A 14,442-nucleotide genomic window follows, 5' to 3' on the forward strand; every position below is an offset into this window, starting at 1 on the left:
TTCATCATAACTGTCTGTTACTCCACACTTTCGTAATTATTCATTTCAATTCCTTCCCGATTTTTTTGACAACTATCACAGCGCCATCGTTGACCGATCGCGGGGCGAGGCGCTTTGCGTCTGCGCGCAAAACGCGGCGCAGCAAATCGATATCGTAATCATCGTTGTGGAGGAGAAAAGAAACATGCTGCCTGTAGAACGTCATCGCTTTATCACCGAAGTCTTGAGCCAGCGCGGCCGCGTGATGGTGCAGGAGGTGGCGCAGCTGTGCCACATCTCTATCGAGACGGCGCGGCGTGATCTGGCCCTGCTTGAACGGCGCGGCCTGCTGCTGCGCAGCCACGGCGGCGCGGTGTTCGTCGAGCCGCCGGCGGTGGAAAAAACCTATGTGCCCACCGAGATTGACCAGGGCGAATCGTTCCGCCAACGCAGCAACGAAGCGCCGGAGCAGAAGACGCGCATCGCCAAACGCGCGCTGGAATTTATCGCGCCGGGGGATTGCCTGCTGCTGGACAGCAGCTCCACCAGCTGGTTTTTGGCGCGCCAGCTGCCGGATATCTCACTGGTGGTGCTGACCAACTCGCTGCACATCATCCAGACGCTGGCCTGCAAAGCCAACGTGCGCACCATCGGCCTGGGGGGCGAGTATTCCGCCAAGTACGAGGATTTTATCGGCGTGCTGGCGGAGCAGATGCTGAAAGAGTTCGTGATCAACAAGCTGTTCTTCTCCTGCCACGGCATCTGCCAGGACGGTGGCATCCGCGAGAGCAATGAGCACCATGCGCGGCTGAAGCAGCAGATGCTGTTGGCGTCGGAGCGCAAGTTCCTGCTGGTGGACAGCAACAAGTTCGGCCGCCGCTCGTTCGCGCGCATCTGCCACTACCGGGAGATAGATACCTTAATCACCGATCGGCTCAGCGACGACGAGTTTCGCCAGGAACTGGCCTGGAACAACGTCGACGTGATCGAAGTTTCACCCGCCGCGAAAAGGGCGGCGCGATAACAACAACGAAAACCCTTTATTACAGCCAACACTTGTGGAGAGAGAACAATGAAAAAATCCGTACTGGTCGGTCTGTTTGCCTCGCTGCTGCTGTCGCTATCCGCGCAGGCGGCGGACAAGCTGAAAATGGGCGTGGTGGTGAAAATCGGCGGCATTCCCTGGTTCAACGCCATGGAGGCCGGTATCAAAAGCGAGAGCGCCAAACGCGGCATCGACGCCTGGATGGTTGGGCCGACGGCGGCGGATCCGGCGCTGCAGGTGCGTGCCATCGAAGATCTGATCGCGCAGAAGGTGGATATTATCGGCGTGGTGCCGAATGACGCCCGGGTGCTGGAACCGGTGCTCAAGCGCGCGCAGGAGGCGGGCATCAAGGTGATCGTGCACGAGTCCCCCGGCCAGAAGTACGCCGATTGGGATTTTGAGTTGGTGGACGCCTCGCAGCATGGGGTCAACCACATGAAAGCGTTGGCCGCCTGCATGAAAGAGCAGGGTAAGTATGCGGTGTATGTCGGCAGCCTGACGGTGCCGCTGCACATCACCTGGTCGGACTCGGCCATCAACTACCAGAAGCAACACTACCCGAACATGCAACTGGTGGGCGACAAGTTTGGCGTGGGGGAATCGCTGGATGACAGCGTGCGCACCACCAACGACCTGATGGCTAAATATCCCGATCTGAAAGGCGTGCTGGCGTTCGGTTCGCAGGGGCCGATCGGCGCCGGGCGCGCAGTGCTCAACCGCGGCAAAAGCAACGATATCTGCGTCATCGGGCCGTTCAGCCCGGGCCAGGGCGCTTCGCTGGTCAATCGCGGCGCCATCAAGGGCGGTTACATCTGGAATCCGATGGTGGCCGGCGAAGTGTTCGTGCGCATCGCCGATATGATGCACAAGGGGGAGAAGATCACCGACGGCATGACCATTGAAGGCATGGGCAAGGTGCAGGTGGATGCGCAGCAGCACACCATTCTCGGCAACGCCACCGAAAGCCTGGATAAGCAAAACCTGCCGAAACTGGTGAAGATGGGGCTGTGATCATGGCGATTTCCGGCAATACGGCAACGCAGGGCGCGCCGCTGATCGCGCTGCAACAGCTGTCGATGACCTTTGGCGGGCAGCGTGCGCTGAACGAGATTTCACTGGCGTTGATGCCGGGAGAAGTGCACTGCCTGGCCGGCACCAACGGCTGTGGCAAGAGCACGCTGATCAAAGCGATCGCCGGCGTCTATCAACCGGACGACGGCAGCCGCATCATCATCGATGGGCAAACCTTCGGCCGGCTGTCGCCGGATCAGGCGCGCGCTTTCGGCATTCAGGTGATTTACCAGGATCTGTCGCTGTTTCCCAATCTGACGGTGGCGGAAAACATCGCCTTCGAACACAACCTGCGCGGGTTGTTGGGTTGGCACCGCCCGGCGCGGCTGCGGCGCGCCGCCGAGCGCCAGCTGCAATCGCTGAGTTTCAATCTGGATCTCGACAAACGGGTGGCGGAGCTGCCGATCGCGCAGCGCCAGCAGGTGGCGATCTGCCGTGCGCTGGTGGCGGAGGCGCGGCTGGTGATCATGGACGAACCGACCGCTTCGCTGACCCGCACCGAGGTTAACCAACTGCTGCGCACGGTGGACTATCTGAAAGCGCAGGGCATCTGCGTGGTGTTCGTCAGCCACCGGCTGGACGAGGTGCTGGAGATCTCGGATCGTGTCACGGTGATCCGCGACGGCAACAAAGTCGGCACCTGGCCGGCGGCGGAGATCACCGGCGATCGTCTGACCGAGCTGATGACCGGTCTGAAGCTGGATTATCGCCTGAAAGCGCCCAGCCTGAATAAGGATCGGGTGATGCTGGAGGCGGATCGCCTGAGCCGCGCCGGCCAGTATCAGGACGTGTGCTTCCGGCTGCACCAGGGGGAGGTGCTCGGTCTGTGCGGGCTGCTCGGCTCCGGGCGCACCGAGCTGGCACTGAGCCTGTTCGGCATGACCCGGCCGGACAGCGGCAAACTCTACCTCGACAGCAAACCGGTGCGCTTTCGCGGCCATGAGGACGCGATCAAGGCCGGCATCGGTTACGTTTCGGAGGATCGCCTGACGCTGGGGTTGGTGCAGCAACAGTCGGTAGCGGACAACGCGGTGCTGACCATTCTCGATAAGCTGCGCGGGCGTTTTCGCCTGATCGACGACTACCGCAAGAATCGCATCGTGGCGGAGTGGATCGCCAAACTCGGCGTGCGGGTGGCGGATCCGGATCAGGCGGTCTCGACGTTGTCCGGCGGCAATCAGCAAAAGATCGTGCTGGCCAAGTGGGTGCTGACCCAGCCGCGGATCCTGATCCTCGATTCGCCGACCGTCGGCGTCGACGTCGGCGCGAAGGCCAGCATCTACCAACTGATCCATCTGCTGGCGCAGGAGGGGATCGCGATTCTGCTGATCTCCGACGAGGTGCCGGAGGTGTATTACAACTGCGATCGGGTGCTGCACTTCAGCGGCGGCAGCGTGATCGGCGAATACCTGCCGGAGCAGGTGAGCCAGCAACGGCTGGCGGAGGCGATCAATGCGTAGATTCAGCCTGAAACCGCGCGGCAACGAAGGCTACCTGGCCTGGGTGCTGCTGCTGACGATCATCGTCTTTTCGCTGCTCAGCGACCAGTTTTTGACGGTGCAGAACCTGCTCGATCTCAGCGAAAGCTACGCGGTAAGCGGCATTTTCGCCCTCGGCCTGTTCGTGGTGCTGGTGACCGGCGGTATCGATATCTCCTTCGCCGCGGTGGCCTCGGTGGTGCAGTACCTGATCGCCACGCTGGCCACCCACTACGGGCTGGCCAGCCCGACAGGCAGCATCCTGCTGGCGTTGGCGATCGGCGCCGCGCTGGGCATGGTCAACGCGCTGTTGATCTACTGCCTGCGCATCGTCTCGATCATCGTCACCATCAGCATGCAGGCGCTGTTGTTCGGCATGCTGATGTGGCTGACCAACGGCCGCAGCCTGTACGCGCTGCCGGACTGGTGGACGCTGCCGCGCAGCGTGCTGCCGTTCCAACTGGGCGAGCAAAGCTATCAGCTCGGCTTGCCGACGCTGGTGATGCTGGCGGTGGCGCTGCTGACCTGGCTGCTGCTGAACAAGACCCACCTCGGGCGCCAGCTGTTCGCCGTCGGTGGCGATGCGGAATCGGCGCGGCGCATCGGCATCCGCGTCGGCCTGCTGCACCTGTTCGCCTATGGCTATTTGGGCGCGATGGCGGCGATCGGCGGCCTGGTGCAGGTGTACCGCATGGGGGAAGTGGTGCCCAACGCGCTGGTGGGCGGCGAGCTGGACGTGCTGGCGGCAGCGGTGTTGGGCGGCGCCAGCCTGAACGGCGGCAAGGGCAGCGTGGTCGGCACGCTGATGGGCGTGTTCCTGATCGGCGTGCTGAAAAACGGCCTCAACCTGATCGGCGTGTCCAGCTATTTCATGAACGTGGCGATCGGTCTGGTGATCGTCGCGGCGATCACCGTCACCCACTACAAGAAACGCAAAGAAACCGACGTCGGTTTCGCCTGAGGAGCGCCTGATGGGCAATAACCTGAAATTTCGTCCGGACGGCGCCGCCGTCGGTCTGATGGCATTGCTGCTGGCGGTGGTGCTGGCCTTCAGCCTGCTGATGCCGGGGCGCTTCTTCAGCGGCGCCACCTTCACCAGCGTGGCGTTCCAGCTGCCGGAACTGGGCCTGTTGACTCTGGCGATGTTCATTCCGATCCTCAGCGGCGGTCTGAACCTGTGCATTATCGCCTGCGCCAACCTGACCAGCCTGCTGATGGCCTGGCTGTTTATCCGCTATCTGCCGGCGGGCGCCGGGCTGGGGATGCAGGCGCTGTGGCTGGCGTTGGCGCTGGCGGCGGCGATGCTGCTGGCCGGGCTTATCGGCGCGGCGACCGGCGCGCTGGTGGCCTACGTCGGCGCGCATCCGATTCTGGTGACGCTGGCCACCATGACCACGGTCAACGGCATCGGCATTTACCTGACGCGCGGTGCGGCGCTGAGCGGCATGCCGGAGATCGTGCGGTTTATCGGCGCCGAGAGCGTGCTGGGCGTGCCGGTGCCGCTCTTGATCTTCCTGACGGTCGCCGCGCTGCTGGCGCTGTTTTTGCAGAAAACCCGGCTCGGCAAGTGTATCTACATGAGCGGCAGCAACATCAACGCTACCCACTTCAGCGGCGTGAATACCCACCGGGTACTGATCGCCATTTACACCCTCTCCAGCCTGCTGTGCGTGATCGCCGGGCTGGTGATGATGGCGCGCTTCAACTCGGCGCGCATGGGCTACGGCGACTCTTACCTGCTGCTGACGGTGCTGGCGATCATTCTGGGGGGCACCGATCCGTTCGGCGGCTTCGGCCGGGTCAGCGGCGTGGTGTTGGCGCTGGTGGTGCTGCAGGTGATCGCCACCGGTTTGAACCTGATGAACGTCAGCCCGCACTTCAGTCTGGCGATGTGGGGCGCGGTGCTGATCGCGGTGCTGGCGCTGAAGTTTTTCCGCCATCGCTATCGGCAGCGGCGGGCGATGCGCCGCAGCGCGGCACAGGCCAGAACCGCGGCGGGCCACTGATCTTTTTTCCCTTTTGCGCAGGATAACGCTAATGAAATACCAGATTTCACCTTCACTGATGTGCATGAACCTGATGGATATTCGGCAGCAATTGGCGGTGCTGAACCGCCGCGCCGATATGTTGCACATCGACATCATGGACGGGCACTACGTTAAAAACATCACGCTGTCGCCGTTCTTTATCGAACAGATCCGGCCGCACACCTCGTTGCTGCTGGACGTGCATCTGATGGTGGAGAATCCGACCGATTTTATCGACCCTATCGCCCGCGCCGGCGCGGATTTTATCTGTCCGCACGCCGAAACCATCAACCGCGACGCGTTCCGGGTAATTAACCAAATCCGCGCGCTGGGCAAAAAAGTGGGGGTGGTGCTGAACCCGGCCACGCCGGTGGAGTTTATCCGCCACTATATTCATCTGCTGGATAAAGTCACCGTGATGACCGTCGATCCGGGCTATGCCGGGCAGCCGTTCATTCCTGAAATGCTGGAAAAGATCCGCCAATTGCGCGATCTGAAACGCCAACAGGATCTGAACTATCTGATCGAAATAGATGGATCCTGCAACCAGCGCACCTACCGCGATCTGATGGGCGCCGGTGCGGAAGTGTTGATCGTCGGCAGTTCCGGGCTGTTCAACCTCGATCCGGATCTGGAAACGGCGTGGGAAAAGATGCTGGATCAGATGCGGCAAGCGGCCTGAGGCGGGGGATATGATGCGGCATTTTCTTGGCGTTGACGTCGGCGGCACCAATACCCGCCTGCTGTTGATGGATGATGAAGGCGAGTTCAGCGGTTACCGCAAGATAGCGACCGCCGATTGGGCGCAACAGGCCGATCCGCTGGCGGCGTTGGGCGATCTTATCGCCCGGCATTGCGAGGATCGTCAGGTGGTGCAGGTGATGCTGGGGCTGCCGGGGATCCTCAGCCGCGATCGTTCTCGGGTGTTGTCGTTGCCGTTTATCCCGGCGCTGGATGCCCAGCCGGTGGCGGCGTTATTGAGCGAACGGCTGGCGCTGCCGGTGCGAATGGACAAGGACGTCAACCACCTGTTGTGGTGGGATCTGCAGCAGCTGCCGGCGCTGCCGCAGGTGGCAGTGGGGCTGTATCTGGGCACCGGCATGGGCAACAGCCTGTGGCTGAACGGTGATTTTTACCACGGGGCGCACGGCGCCGCCGGCGAGCTGGGGCACATTCCCTGGCCAGGCCATCAGGGTGAATGCCCGTGCGGCAAACGAGGCTGCGTCGAGAGCCTGACCTCCGGCCACTGGCTGACCGGCTGGGCGCGCGCCAACGCGCCGCAAACGCCGTTCGAGCGGCTGTTCGAATGCCACGGCGATCATCCGGATCTGCGCCGCTTCGTCGATCGATTGGCGCAGACCATCGCCATCGAAATGAACGTGCTCGATCCAGAGCGGCTGATCCTGGGCGGCGGCGTGATCGCCATGAGCGGTTTTCCGTTGGCGCAGCTGGAGCAAGAGATCCGCCGCCATTTGCGCGGGCCGCAGCCGGCACAGGGGCTGACGATCTCCGTCAGCCGCCTCAGCGATGAAACCGGCAGCAAAGGCGCCTGTCTGGCCGCCCGGCGCCACCTCCAATTGAGCAGGGAGTATCAGCAATGAAAGGCAAAGTTTGCGTGTTCGGTTCGTTCAACCTGGATATCGTCGCCGGCATGGCGCGCTTTCCGCAGCCCGGCGAATCGCTGATTGCTCGCAACAGCATGATGGGGGCGGGCGGCAAGGGCGCCAATCAGGCCACCGCCGCGCTGCGCGCCGGGGCGCGGGTGCATTATATCGGCAAGGTGGGGCGCGACGACTTCGGCACCTTCGCCCGGCGTCATCTCGCCGCCGCTGGCTTCGATGCGGTGACGCTGTTCTCGACCGGCGATTGCCCGACCGGCAATGCGCTTATCTACGTTGCCGGCGAGGATGCGGAGAACATGATCGCCGTCGATCCCGGCGCCAATCTGACGGTCAGCGACGATGAGGTGCGCCAGTGCCGGCCGGCGATTGCCGCGGCGGATATTCTGCTGACCCAGCTGGAGAACAACCTGCCGGCGATCGAGCAGGTGATCGCTATCGCCCGTGAGGCGCGGACGTTCATCATTCTTAACCCGGCGCCGTTTCAGCCGGTGCCGGACAGCCTGCTGGCGCAGGTCGATCTGCTGACGCCCAACGCCACCGAATGCACGTTGCTGACCGGCGTGCCGGTGCGGGATGAGGCTTCAGCGCGGCAGGCGGCGCAGGTGCTGCACGCCAAGGGCATTCGCTTGCTGATCGTGACGCTGGGCACGCAGGGGGCGTTGTTCTCGGACGGGGAGCGCAGCGAGCTGATCCCGGCGTTTCCGGCACAGCCGAAAGACACTACCGGCGCGGGCGATGCGTTTAACGGCGCCCTGGCGGCGCAGTTGGCGAATCAGGTGCCGTTAGCCGAGGCGGTGCGCTTCGCCGCCGCCTATGCGGCGGTCTGCGTGGAGCGAGCAGGAGCGGCGGTGTCGATGCCGAGCTATGACGAGGCGCTGGCGCGCCAACGGGTGTGCGCGTGACGGCGACGGGCTGCGGCGCAGAGGCGGCAGCCCGGTCCCCTTACTTCAACCAGCCTTTGCGCTGCGCATCCCGCAGATGTTGCTCCATGTGGTGCCACAGCTCGGGGTGCACGTCAGCGATCGATGCATTGCGCGCCAGCACCTGCTCCAGGCTGATGCCGTTTTCTACCCAGCTCTGGCCTTCGTTGTGCAGGTTCATCAGCATCGGCATGGTGCGATCCAGCAGTAAGGCAAAGCGCGCATCGGCGCTTTCGCCGTCTTCATATTCCTGCCATAAAGCGGTGAAATACTCGCGCTGAGCCTCCGGCAACATGCCGAACAGACGGTGTGCCGCCGCCACTTCCTGATCGTGGATCGCCGCGCGGGCCGCCAGATCGTAGACCAGCACGTCGCCGGCGTCGATTTCCACGATGTCATGCAGCAGCGCCATCTGGATCACGCGCTGAATGTCTACGTCATTACCGGCGTAGGGTGCCAGACTCATGGCGGCGATGGCGAAATGCCAGCTGTGTTCGGCGGAGTTTTCCTGGCGCTGGGTGCCCAGTACCTTGGTGCGGCGTTGTACGCCTTTCAACTTATCGATTTCCATCAGGAACTGGATGACCTGGGTCATTGAACCGAAATCTAACGCGGGTACAGCGGATGACATGGTGTAAACCTCAAGGTGGGTGGGTTGAAGCCTGACGATTGTAGACCAGCGGGCGGGGGATTTCGATGGTTACACGCGTTCACATTTTTATTTTAGCGTACACGTGTACACTGGAATTATTCTCAGTTAAGCTGCTTTGCGTTAATTTCGCACAAAGCAGGGCATTTTGAGGGGTTGCGCGTTATGGGGAAAACGGACGTAGTGAAAACCGGGGCCGATAAGATCGTCGCCGCGGCTTATCCGTGGGCGGAAGAGATCGCCAACAGCATCAGCCACGGCATCGGGCTGGTGTTCGGTATTGTCGGCCTGGTGTTGCTGCTGGTGCAGGCGGTGAATACCGGCGCCGATGCGACGGCCATCACCAGTTATAGCCTGTATGGCGGCAGCATGATCCTGCTGTTTCTCGCTTCTACGCTGTACCATGCGATTCCGCATCAAAAGGCCAAGCATTGGCTGAAAAAATTTGACCACTGCGCCATTTATCTCCTGATTGCCGGCACTTACACCCCGTTCTTGCTGGTAGGGCTGGATTCGCCGCTGGCGAAGGGCCTGATGGCGGTAATCTGGGGGTTGGCGCTGCTTGGCGTACTGTTCAAGCTGGCCTTCGCCCACCGTTTTGAAGCGTTGTCGCTGGTGACCTACCTGACGATGGGCTGGCTGTCGCTGATCGTGATTTATCAGCTGGTTACGCGGCTGGAGGCCGGCGGCGTCACGCTGCTGGCGATCGGCGGAGTGGTCTACACCCTGGGCGTGATTTTCTACGCCTCCAAGCGCATTCGCTTTGGCCACGCCATCTGGCACGGCTTCGTGCTCGGCGGCAGCGCCTGCCACTTCATGGCGATCTACCTGTACGTCTAAGCGTTGCCGCTACATCTGAATGCGTATTGAACAGGCGCCTCTTTTGTTTTAAAAAAGAGGCGCTTGCTTCTTTCGGGTATCCAGCAAGCCCGTTCTTTCATTTCTGAGCCCGCATACTCTTTCTCTAACCTGTTCAGGACTCATTACGATGATCGTTCGCTTATCCAAAGCGCTGCTGGTCTGCGCTATCGCCTTGTTTGCTTCGCTGGTGGCCTTCGGTAACCTCACCGACTACGGCTCCAATTTCGCCTTCGTGCGCCACGTCTTTATGATGGACACTCTTTTCCCCGACGCCACTATCGGCTACCGCTCGATACAGACGCCGTGGCTGCATCACGCCGGCTATATTTTCATCATTGCGCTGGAGAGTCTGACCGCGCTGCTGTGTTGGATTGGCGGCCTGCGCCTGCTGGGCGGCCTGAAACTGCCTGCCAAAGCTTTCAACGGCCGAAAACAATGGGCGGTAGCGGGCCTGACGCTGGGCTTCCTTACCTGGCAGGTCGGTTTTATGTCGATTGGGGGGGAGTGGTTCGGCATGTGGATGTCGCAGCAATGGAACGGTGTGCCGAGCGCGTTTCGCTTCTTCGTCACCATCATCCTGGTGCTGATCTACCTGGTGCAGCGCGATGGGGAGTTGGACGAGTAGTTAAGACGGCCGCAGGCAGGGCACCTGCGGCCGGCGGGTTATTTCTCTTCGGCCAGCGAGTAGGGCAACGGTTTGATCGCCAGCTGGCTGGCGGCATCGTCGCGTACCCGCAGCTTGCTGTCGGCATCCAGATCGTTGTTCATCACCACCTGCACCCACAGCGTGCCGTCGGCCAACTGACTCGACGCCAGTACGGTGCCGGTGCGGCGCCAGTTTTCCCCCAGCTGCAGCTCCAGATCTTCCGCCGCCTGCGGGGCGCGGGCGGCTTTACCTTCCAGCCAGTAGAGCGCACGCTTATTGGCGCCGCGGAACTTGGCGCGCGCCACCATCTCCTGACCGGTATAGCAGCCCTTGCTGAAGCTGATGCCTTCCAGCGCCTGGAGGTTGGTGGCCTGTGGGATCAGCTGCGCGCTGTTGGCGGCGTCGATAACCGGATAACCGGCCTCGATCTCCAGCGCCAGCCACTGGCCGCTGTCATTCAGCTCCGCCTGATCGTGCAGTTTGCCGATCAGCTGTTCGGCAACGGCGGGGCGAGTCACCAGCAGAAAACGCTCCGCCGGCGCATTGAAGTGCAGCAGCGTGGTCTCGCCTTCCTGCACCACCGGGTGCTCGGCGCTCGGCAGCGTGGCGAACAGGCCCGCCAGCGCGGCGCGCGCCTGGAAACCGGCGACGCCCAGCAACACCGCGTCATTGTCGGCGGCGATGGTGACTTTGGAGAACACCGCATATTTTTTGATTTCAGCCAGCTGGCTGTCCAGCACGCTGCGGCGCTCCAGATAGGCGAAGCCTTCGCCACGGCGGAACAGACGCAGGTTGCTCCACATTTTGCCCTTGGCGTCGCAGTGGGCGCACAGCACGTGTTGATCGGCCGCCAGCGCGTCGATGTCCGCCGTCACCTGGCCCTGAAGATATTTCACCGTGTCCGGCCCGTTCAGCGTCACCAGCGCCCAATCTTCCAGCGAGATCAGCGTCAGGGGAAGATGGGTGGAAGCGGAGGGCTGACGGGGTGGGAATGGAATGTTATGCGCCATAGTAAGTTCCTGCTCAACGTTTAGCTTACCTGAAGGGTATTGAACCCATGGTAAAAGAGGCGGCGGGCTTTGCAAACTGTTATTCGCGCCGCGGTGCCGGGGGGCGCTTTTTTTGGCATTTTGCGCTTTATTGCGTTTTCCACCTCCAAGCGGCTTCCCGGCGTGTATGTCAAATTGTTACTCTATAGGCTTGCGGCCAGGGCGCCCTTGCAGACAGATCCCCCGGCTGATGGAATTATATTGCGACGGCGTTGCCATACAGTGTGTCATTTGAACCCTGCGCTGGCGCTGCCGCGCTGAAAAGAGGTGAGTCATAACAACATGGATATTAACAACAAAGCACGTATTCACTGGGCTTGCCGCCGTGGCATGCGCGAGCTGGACATCTCCATCATGCCGTTCTTCGAATACGAATACGACAGCCTGAATGACGCGGACAAGGCGTTGTTCATCCGCCTGCTGGAGTGCGACGATCCCGATTTGTTCAACTGGCTGATGAATCATGGCGCGCCGCAGGACAGCGAGCTGCAAAGAATGGTGACCCTGATCCAAACGCGAAATAAAGACCGTGGCCCAGTGGCGATGTGATATCCGCATTTCCTGGCGCACCCAGCTGTTTTCCCTGTTGACCCACGGGGTTCTGATCCTGCTGATCCTGATTTCGCCCTGGCCGGAAGGCTTTGGCCCGCTCTGGCTGGTGCTGCTGACGCTGGTGGTGTTTCAGTGCATTCGCAGCCAGAAGCGCATCGCGGCGGTGCAGGGTGAACTGCGGCTGCTGGCCGACCGGCGCTTCAGCTGGCACGGCCGCGAATGGCAGCTGGCGAAAAAACCCTGGATGCCGGGCTACGGCATGCTGTTGACGCTGCAGCCGATGGAGGGCAAAAAGCGCCGCCGGCTGTGGCTGGCTTCCGACTGCATGGGTAAGGAGGAGTGGCGCCATCTGCGGCAGCTGTTGCTGTATCCTCCGGCGGGTGACGGCGAGGAGCACTGATGAAACCCGTACTCTGGTTGGTGGAAGATGAACCCAGCATTGCCGATACGCTGGTTTACACGCTGGAGAGCGAAGGCTTCGAGGTGCGCTGGTTCGAACGCGCAGAGCCGGCGTTGCAGGCGCTGGCGCAGGGCGCGCCCGCGCTCGCTATCCTCGATGTCGGTTTGCCGGATATCAACGGCTTTGAATTGTGCCGCCGCCTGCTGGCTCAGGCGGCCGATCTGCCGATTCTGTTTCTTACCGCCCGCAGTGATGAAGTGGATCGCCTGATCGGGCTGGAGATCGGTGCCGATGACTATGTTGCCAAACCGTTCTCCCCTCGCGAGGTCAGCGCCCGGGTGCGTACCATTTTGCGCCGCCTGCATAAGCAGCAGCGCCTGCACCAGAGCGCGCTCTACCATTTCGGCGCTTTCGTCCTCGACGAAGACGCCGCCATCATCTGCTATCACCAGCGGCCGCTGCCGCTGACCCGTTACGAATACCTGCTGCTGAAAACTCTGCTGTTGGCACCCGGACGGGTGTTCTCGCGGCAGCAACTGATGGAAAGCGTCTGGGCGCAGGCGGAAGAAAGCCTGGATCGCACCGTCGATACCCACATCAAAACGCTGCGTGCCAAGCTGCGTGCGGTTGAGCCGGGTGAACCGCCGATCCACACCCACCGGGGATTGGGCTACAGCGTGAGCCGCCAGCCATGAAAATTGGCCTGCGTCTGCTGCTGGGATATTTTCTGATCGTGGCGGTGGCCGGGTATTTCGTGCTGAGCATTTTCGTCCAGGAAGTTAAGCCCGGCGTGCGGCGCGCTACCGAAGGCACGCTGGTGGACACCGCCAACCTGCTGGCGCAGATCGCCCGTCAGGACATGCAGCGCGGCGATGCGGCGCATGGCCAACTGGCGCAGGCGTTTATGCAGCTGAATCAGCGGCCGATCGGCGCCAACATTTCCGGCATCCGCAAGGATCGCAGTGAATACCACGTCTATCTTACCGATGCGCGGGGCAGGGTCATCTTCGATTCCGCCGGTCGCGCGCTGGGGCAGGATTATTCGCGCTGGAATGACGTTTATCGAACGCTGCGCGGCCAGTACGGCGCCCGCAGCACCCGCAGCGATCCGCAGGATGAAAACAGTTCGGTGATGTATGTGGCCGCGCCGGTGATAGAACAAGGGCGCATTATCGGTGTGCTCACCGTGGGCAAACCCAACAGCACCATGGCGCCGGTGATCAAACGCAGCGAACGGCGCATTCTGTGGGCCGGTGCATTGCTGCTGGGGATCGCGTTGCTGATCGGGGCGGTATTTGTGTGGTGGATCAACCGTTCGATAGGCCGGCTGGTGCGCTATGCAGACGGAGTGGCGCAGGGGGAAAACGCGCCGCTGCCCAAAGTGGGCGGCAAGGAGCTGACGCAACTGGCGCAGGCGTTGGAGAGCATGCGCCTTAAGCTGGAAGGCAAAGCTTATATCGAACAGTATGCGCATACCCTGACGCATGAGTTGAAAAGCCCGTTGGCGGCGATCAGGGGCGCGGCGGAGCTGTTGCAGGAACTGCCGCCGCCGGAAACCGCCCGGCGTTTTCTCACCAACATCGAGCAGCAAAGCGCGCGTATCCAGCAGCTGGTGGATAAACTGCTGGTGCAGGCGCGGCTGGAGAGCCGGCCTGAAATGGAGACGGCGCCCATCGCTATCGCGGCGTTGATCGACCAGGCGGTGGCGGGCAAAGAGGCGCAGGCGACGCAGCGCGGCGTCAGGTTGCAACTGGAGACGTTGGCGGAGGTGACGCTGAACGGCGATGCGTTGCTGATCAGCCAGGCGCTGACCAACCTGCTGGACAACGCGATCGACTTTACCCCGCCGGGCGGTTGCGTCAGCGTGCGAGGCGAACGGCGGGAACAGCATTACTGCATTAGCGTCTGCGACGACGGCAGCGGCATTCCTGACTATGCGCTCGATAAGGTGTTCGAGCGTTTTTATTCGCTGCCGCGCGCCGAACGCCCGAAAAGCAGCGGGCTGGGCCTGAACTTCGTGCAGGAAGTCGCCCGTCTGCATCATGGCGGCATTCACCTGCGCAACCGCCGGCCGCACGGGCTGGAAGCGACGTTCATGTTATCGCTGTGACTTCACCTTCCCTTCACATAACCACATTCTGAT

Annotated in this window: 16 protein-coding genes; 14 read left to right on the forward strand and 2 right to left on the reverse strand. The window is 61.9% G+C overall.

Annotated features, from left to right (window positions below):
- Window positions 1-184: 184 nt before the first annotated feature.
- The 8 genes from AC6BYQ_RS20910 to rbsK are packed head-to-tail and all read left to right on the forward strand — an operon-like array spanning window position 185 to window position 8,124.
- The gene (locus AC6BYQ_RS20910; RefSeq protein WP_498057488.1) at window positions 185-1,003 is read left to right on the forward strand and encodes a DeoR/GlpR family DNA-binding transcription regulator; all 819 of its coding nucleotides are present in this window, start codon (window positions 185-187) and stop codon (window positions 1,001-1,003) included.
- Between the two features lie 48 nt (window positions 1,004-1,051).
- On the forward strand, window positions 1,052-2,035 hold the full coding sequence (locus tag AC6BYQ_RS20915; RefSeq protein ID WP_019455647.1) for a substrate-binding domain-containing protein: 984 nt from the start codon (window positions 1,052-1,054) through the stop codon (window positions 2,033-2,035).
- Between the two features lie 2 nt (window positions 2,036-2,037).
- The gene (locus AC6BYQ_RS20920) at window positions 2,038-3,555 is read left to right on the forward strand and encodes a sugar ABC transporter ATP-binding protein (RefSeq protein ID WP_063918003.1); all 1,518 of its coding nucleotides are present in this window, start codon (window positions 2,038-2,040) and stop codon (window positions 3,553-3,555) included.
- Window positions 3,548-4,534, forward strand: coding sequence for an ABC transporter permease (locus AC6BYQ_RS20925; protein ID WP_063917973.1), 987 nt, complete (start codon window positions 3,548-3,550; stop codon window positions 4,532-4,534). The genes AC6BYQ_RS20920 and AC6BYQ_RS20925 overlap by 8 nt, the downstream gene beginning before the upstream one ends.
- Window positions 4,535-4,544: 10 nt before the next feature.
- Window positions 4,545-5,579 (forward strand): ABC transporter permease, encoded by a 1,035-nt coding sequence (locus AC6BYQ_RS20930; protein WP_498057489.1) that lies wholly within the window; start codon window positions 4,545-4,547, stop codon window positions 5,577-5,579.
- Window positions 5,580-5,610: 31 nt separating this feature from the next.
- Window positions 5,611-6,282, forward strand: coding sequence for a D-allulose 6-phosphate 3-epimerase (gene alsE, locus AC6BYQ_RS20935; protein WP_019455651.1), 672 nt, complete (start codon window positions 5,611-5,613; stop codon window positions 6,280-6,282).
- A gap of 10 nt (window positions 6,283-6,292) precedes the next feature.
- Entirely contained in the window at window positions 6,293-7,201 is a 909-nt protein-coding gene (gene alsK / locus AC6BYQ_RS20940) for an allose kinase (protein ID WP_197668312.1), read from the forward strand.
- Window positions 7,198-8,124 (forward strand): ribokinase, encoded by a 927-nt coding sequence (rbsK, locus tag AC6BYQ_RS20945; protein WP_498057490.1) that lies wholly within the window; start codon window positions 7,198-7,200, stop codon window positions 8,122-8,124. Before alsK ends, rbsK begins: the two co-directional genes overlap by 4 nt.
- A gap of 40 nt (window positions 8,125-8,164) precedes the next feature.
- Here the strand turns inward: rbsK and AC6BYQ_RS20950 are convergent, their stop codons facing one another.
- Window positions 8,165-8,773, reverse strand: a complete 609-nt coding sequence (locus AC6BYQ_RS20950; RefSeq protein WP_498057491.1) for an HD domain-containing protein — start codon at window positions 8,771-8,773, stop codon at window positions 8,165-8,167.
- Between the two features lie 183 nt (window positions 8,774-8,956).
- Here AC6BYQ_RS20950 and trhA point away from each other — a divergent pair, with 183 nt between their 5' ends.
- Together trhA and AC6BYQ_RS20960 are read left to right on the forward strand one after the other, a co-directional pair.
- Window positions 8,957-9,631, forward strand: a complete 675-nt coding sequence (gene trhA, locus AC6BYQ_RS20955; protein ID WP_019455655.1) for a PAQR family membrane homeostasis protein TrhA — start codon at window positions 8,957-8,959, stop codon at window positions 9,629-9,631.
- A gap of 148 nt (window positions 9,632-9,779) precedes the next feature.
- The gene (locus tag AC6BYQ_RS20960; RefSeq protein WP_435981769.1) at window positions 9,780-10,277 is read left to right on the forward strand and encodes a DUF2165 family protein; all 498 of its coding nucleotides are present in this window, start codon (window positions 9,780-9,782) and stop codon (window positions 10,275-10,277) included.
- A gap of 38 nt (window positions 10,278-10,315) precedes the next feature.
- Here the strand turns inward: AC6BYQ_RS20960 and ygfZ are convergent, their stop codons facing one another.
- A complete protein-coding gene (gene ygfZ / locus AC6BYQ_RS20965) occupies window positions 10,316-11,308 on the reverse strand; it encodes a tRNA-modifying protein YgfZ (protein WP_154747448.1) in 993 nt (330 codons plus the stop codon).
- A 321-nt stretch (window positions 11,309-11,629) separates the two neighbouring features.
- Here ygfZ and sdhE point away from each other — a divergent pair, with 321 nt between their 5' ends.
- Genes sdhE through creC form a run of 4 tightly spaced genes read left to right on the forward strand, consistent with a single transcriptional unit; the run spans window position 11,630 to window position 14,409 of the window.
- Window positions 11,630-11,896, forward strand: coding sequence for an FAD assembly factor SdhE (gene sdhE / locus AC6BYQ_RS20970; protein WP_019455657.1), 267 nt, complete (start codon window positions 11,630-11,632; stop codon window positions 11,894-11,896).
- Window positions 11,877-12,299, forward strand: coding sequence for a protein YgfX (locus AC6BYQ_RS20975; protein ID WP_019455658.1), 423 nt, complete (start codon window positions 11,877-11,879; stop codon window positions 12,297-12,299). Before sdhE ends, AC6BYQ_RS20975 begins: the two co-directional genes overlap by 20 nt.
- Window positions 12,299-12,994, forward strand: a complete 696-nt coding sequence (creB, locus tag AC6BYQ_RS20980; protein WP_498057492.1) for a two-component system response regulator CreB — start codon at window positions 12,299-12,301, stop codon at window positions 12,992-12,994. Before AC6BYQ_RS20975 ends, creB begins: the two co-directional genes overlap by 1 nt.
- Window positions 12,991-14,409, forward strand: a complete 1,419-nt coding sequence (creC, locus tag AC6BYQ_RS20985) for a two-component system sensor histidine kinase CreC (RefSeq protein ID WP_498057493.1) — start codon at window positions 12,991-12,993, stop codon at window positions 14,407-14,409. The genes creB and creC overlap by 4 nt, the downstream gene beginning before the upstream one ends.
- Window positions 14,410-14,442: the final 33 nt, after the last annotated feature.

It is taken from the genome of Serratia sp. LTN-2, assembly GCF_059740205.1.

Excerpts from the sequence above, each read along its gene's own strand:
- AC6BYQ_RS20915 (WP_019455647.1), top strand. The coding sequence starts at position 1,052 with ATGAAAAAATCCGTACTGGTCGGTCTGTTTGCCTCGCTGCTGCTGTCG.
- rbsK (WP_498057490.1), top strand. The coding sequence starts at position 7,198 with ATGAAAGGCAAAGTTTGCGTGTTCGGTTCGTTCAACCTGGATATCGTC.
- alsK (WP_197668312.1), top strand. The coding sequence starts at position 6,293 with ATGATGCGGCATTTTCTTGGCGTTGACGTCGGCGGCACCAATACCCGC.
- ygfZ (WP_154747448.1), bottom strand. The coding sequence starts at position 11,308 with ATGGCGCATAACATTCCATTCCCACCCCGTCAGCCCTCCGCTTCCACC.
- creC (WP_498057493.1), top strand. The coding sequence starts at position 12,991 with ATGAAAATTGGCCTGCGTCTGCTGCTGGGATATTTTCTGATCGTGGCG.
- sdhE (WP_019455657.1), top strand. The coding sequence starts at position 11,630 with ATGGATATTAACAACAAAGCACGTATTCACTGGGCTTGCCGCCGTGGC.
- AC6BYQ_RS20910 (WP_498057488.1), top strand. The coding sequence starts at position 185 with ATGCTGCCTGTAGAACGTCATCGCTTTATCACCGAAGTCTTGAGCCAG.
- alsE (WP_019455651.1), top strand. The coding sequence starts at position 5,611 with ATGAAATACCAGATTTCACCTTCACTGATGTGCATGAACCTGATGGAT.
- trhA (WP_019455655.1), top strand. The coding sequence starts at position 8,957 with ATGGGGAAAACGGACGTAGTGAAAACCGGGGCCGATAAGATCGTCGCC.
- AC6BYQ_RS20960 (WP_435981769.1), top strand. The coding sequence starts at position 9,780 with ATGATCGTTCGCTTATCCAAAGCGCTGCTGGTCTGCGCTATCGCCTTG.
- creB (WP_498057492.1), top strand. The coding sequence starts at position 12,299 with ATGAAACCCGTACTCTGGTTGGTGGAAGATGAACCCAGCATTGCCGAT.
- AC6BYQ_RS20920 (WP_063918003.1), top strand. The coding sequence starts at position 2,038 with ATGGCGATTTCCGGCAATACGGCAACGCAGGGCGCGCCGCTGATCGCG.
- AC6BYQ_RS20930 (WP_498057489.1), top strand. The coding sequence starts at position 4,545 with ATGGGCAATAACCTGAAATTTCGTCCGGACGGCGCCGCCGTCGGTCTG.
- AC6BYQ_RS20925 (WP_063917973.1), top strand. The coding sequence starts at position 3,548 with ATGCGTAGATTCAGCCTGAAACCGCGCGGCAACGAAGGCTACCTGGCC.
- AC6BYQ_RS20950 (WP_498057491.1), bottom strand. The coding sequence starts at position 8,773 with ATGTCATCCGCTGTACCCGCGTTAGATTTCGGTTCAATGACCCAGGTC.